Consider the following 3,751-nt stretch of genomic DNA (forward strand, 5'->3'; position numbering starts at 1 on the left):
GCAGTGTCGTGCACAAGCGCGCCCCGCGACAGGGCGCCCTGCGAGTGCGGGCCGTAGGCGGATCCGGCGCTGGAGTATCCGTCGGCCGCAGAACCGCTCGACCCGCTCATCGGGTCGAGCGCGTGCGGAAGTAGAGGCACCTGCACAGCCGCCTGCCGGATCACCGGCGCGTACTGCGTCTTCATCACCGTCCGCGCCGCCTCCTCGGCTTCCTCGTGCATGTGCTGCACGCTCTTGATGTCGCCCAGGCCCACGGCTCGCGCACCCCATGTGAGCGCGTCGAGTAGCTTTTCGCCGCCCGCGTACGGCACCGGCGGTGGCAGGGTCTGCTTCACGCTAGTGACACCGGCGTGTGACTCCATGACCTTGCGTGCGAGTTGTTCGGACGCGAGCATCAAGTCGAGGGAGGAGTTGGCGTACCGCTGAACTCCGAGTCCGGCAGCGGTTGCCGCGGAACCCTGCCACTGAGTGCCGATGACTTTGGCCAGTTCGTTGCCGAACTGTGCGGCGTCCTCCGCTGCAGTGAATCCGAGCGTGCGCCAGTTGGAAGCCGTCCGATCGACGGTTTCGGGATCGAGCTTCGATGCCCGCTCCCAGATGTCTTCGTGCGACATGACGTCGAACGGATCGTCGCCGACCGTGATGGAGTCGAATTGTGCTGCGTAACCCGCCTTCGTCGCGATGCTCCGTTCGATCGCATCGGCGAACTGTTGGACGAACCGGGTGTCGTTTGCCTGGGCGGTCCGTAGAACGTGCCCGAGCCTGTCCAGTTGACCCGGCACATCCTCGGTGGCCATCAGCTCAGGATTCACTGCAGATCCTCGGCTTGCGTACGACCGAACAAATCCCACAATGCACGCACTCGGCTACCCCCTGTGTGTCCAACCCCTTGATCTGTTGGACGCAACGGTCGGCGCTTCGGTTCCCCCGACGCGGTGCGCGTCGTGCTCTCAGGCCTCGGACACCGATTCCGGGCTGATCTGCCGCGCGAGCCATTCGAGTATCTCTTCGCCTGCCCTGCCGCCCGACGATGCGGTGACGTCGAGATTGTCCTGCTGAAAGTTCAGAAGCTCGAGCTCCCCGTGTCGGGGACGGACGGCGCGATCGGCTGCGATGAGCATTTCGGCGTCGAGAGCGCCGTCGCCCGCTGCGAGCGTCAGCGCCGACGTGTCGAGGACACCGTCGTCGATGCACCGCGAGCGCACCTCCGCGACCGCACGGCTCTTGCAGACCACGTCGGGCATCGTGTAGATCTTGCGACCCTGCTGTGAGACGTTCCAGCCGCGCTGCGCACACCACTGCGACCACTCGGTGAGGAAACCGTCGGGTACCTGCGTGGGTTCGACGACGAGGTAGCAGAACAACTCGTCGGCCGATCGACGCTTGAGCACCCAGTCGCCGTCGGCCCTCGACTTCAGTTCGCCGCGAATCATGTCGAGTTCGATGTCGGCGAAGCGCTCACGCCATCTTCGATCAGGCACGCCGTCGACGAGGATGTTTCCCCCGTTGCTGGTGATGGCATAGCGCCACGGGGCGCCGGGCAGGTCGATGCGCTCGAACTGCTCGATGGTGCGGGTCGTCGTCGGCACCACGACAGCCGAGTCGGTGAGTGCGCGGAGTCGGTTGGCCGCGGTGAGCGTCATGTAGGACAGTGGCCCGCCGTCGTACATTTCGACGCACACGACGGACTCGTCGATCGGGAAACCCAGCGCTGCAGAGGAATAGATCATCGTGCGGTCCAGGTCCACCGAGATGAGTGCGGGTTTCACGTGACGTCCTTGATCAGACCCATGCAGGAGTATGCCAGGTCGGAAACCTCTTCGACGGGTACTCCCCTCGTAGCGGCCAACATTCGAATGTGTTCGTGCTCAGGGGCATCGGCGTCGCGCACCAACACCCGCCAGGGCACTCGGCGCAACAACACCCTCGTCGTCTCGCCCACTCCCGGTTTGACAAAGTTGACGTGCGAGATGCCGAATTGTTCCCGCACCTTCTCGACCGACGCCCAGCCGGTCCACGTCGGTGTCCGGTCCGAGGCGATCAGTTCGGCTGTCGCCTTCGACACGTCCTCGCGAACGTCGGCAAATCGTGCGGCGACGGTGTCCAGTAGGTGGTTCGACACATCTTCGGGGGCGAGCTCGACATAGTATTTCGCGCCGTGGAAGTCGCCGTCTCGGATGAGGTCGCCATTGAGCACCGTTCGCGAAACCAGGCCAGAGACTGTCGAATTGAGACACGCCGAAGCAATCAGGAAATCGTCTCGGGTGCCATAGGTGCGGGCGCAGTGCCCCGGATCGGCGAGTACGGCCAGGTCGCCGTCGAACTCCGCGTACTCGAACTCGGCCAGCGCCGCCGACAGTTCCCGGGCGATAGCGCCTTTGCCGGTCCATCCGTCGACGAACACCACCGACCGGGAATCGTGATGATCGGCGAGATAGCGCAACGCCACTGCGTCGATGCCGCGATCACGGACGATGGACACCGCGTAGTGCGGTAGTTCGAGACCGTGCATCTCGTGGGCCCACCGGCGCATAAGGATGCCGACGGGTGTACCCGCGCGGGCCAGCGAAGCGAGAACGATGTCGTGTCCACGCTCGGCCAGAACCAGCTCGGTGACCGCACCCACCGCGTGCGCCAGGCGTTCGGCGCTCTCGTGCAACACCTTCTCGAACAGTTCTCGGTACGCCGCGTCGGGTTGATACTCGACGGGTAGCGACTCCGCGTAATGCGCGGTTCCCGCCTGGATCTTCTTCTCCCGTTCGGTGATGTCCGCCTCGAGAGCCATCGCTGATAAATCCTTCAGCAGCCAGGTGACCTCGTGGGGCGCATAGGATCCGAAGTCGGGACCGGTCAGGGGCTCGGCTCGTCTCGACACCGTCAATACCACCGGATCGGCTCCGGTGACCACGACGACGAGCACGTCGGATCCCGACGCCGCGAGTACGTCGGTCACGCTGCCGGGGCCGACGAGCCGATCGGTGTCGGCGGGCGAATCGACCACCAAAATGAGCAGGGCATCGGCGGCCCCCACCGCGTTGTAGGCGTAGCGGTACTCGTCCTCACCCGCCTCGGGTGCGCGGAACTGAAACCCCCTGCGCAGCGGATAACCCGGCTCGTCCATGACGTAAGCCGGTGAACGCGTTGTGGTTTGGTACAGAGCGTAGTGGCCGCGTTCACCCAGCTGAACCGCGAGACGTAGTGGCAGGTACATCAGCTCTTCGTGGCCGAGTACGACCACGGCACGGTCGGGAGCGATAGCGGTGTCGACGACGCGCACTGCTTCGGCGACGGCCGCTTCGAACGACGGTGTGTCGACGGCGAGAAAACCGTGACGTCCGCCGTCGGGAACGGCTGCGGGCCAGCCCACGTCGACCCGCGTGATCGAACCCCGTCGATCGCCGACAGGGTTGTACTGCGGGTCCGGCAGGGCCACGACCGTGTCGACGAGTCCCGGCGCGAGCTCGACGCTTCCCTGCGCGAGACTGACGCTGTCGATGACGACTCCCAGTTCCTCGGCAACGGCGTCGGATGCATCGAGGTGCTCGGGCGCTCTCATGTCGACGAGCGAGGCGATGACGTAGTGCGCACGAGGGGTGACCGCGTGGATCGAGCGAACCGCCTCCAAAGCCGTTTTTCCCGTGGAGATCTCGTCGTCGACGAGGACGAGCGGAAAGGGATCGGCCATGACGTTCGGCGACGTGGGCAGTAGCCGGTGGTCCGTCGCGTGCGAGTGGCCCTCCTGGAATTCGGC

The 3,751-nt window shown here is 65.1% G+C and carries 2 protein-coding genes and 1 pseudogene; all 3 read right to left on the minus strand.

Features of this window, described 5'->3' with window-relative positions:
* Positions 1-812, minus strand: a pseudogene (locus WBQ44_RS03115) (hypothetical protein); the annotation flags it as partial.
* Between the two features lie 138 nt (positions 813-950).
* Entirely contained in the window at positions 951-1,730 is a 780-nt protein-coding gene (locus tag WBQ44_RS03120) for an HAD family hydrolase (RefSeq protein ID WP_495565280.1), read from the minus strand.
* Between the two features lie 35 nt (positions 1,731-1,765).
* A partial coding sequence (locus WBQ44_RS03125) for a phosphoribosyltransferase domain-containing protein (protein WP_495565279.1) occupies positions 1,766-3,751 on the minus strand: 1,986 nt, incomplete at its 5' end.

Origin of the sequence: Rhodococcus sp. (in: high G+C Gram-positive bacteria), from assembly GCF_049591685.1 — a bacterium.
In the GTDB taxonomy this organism is placed as follows: domain Bacteria; phylum Actinomycetota; class Actinomycetes; order Mycobacteriales; family Mycobacteriaceae; genus Rhodococcoides.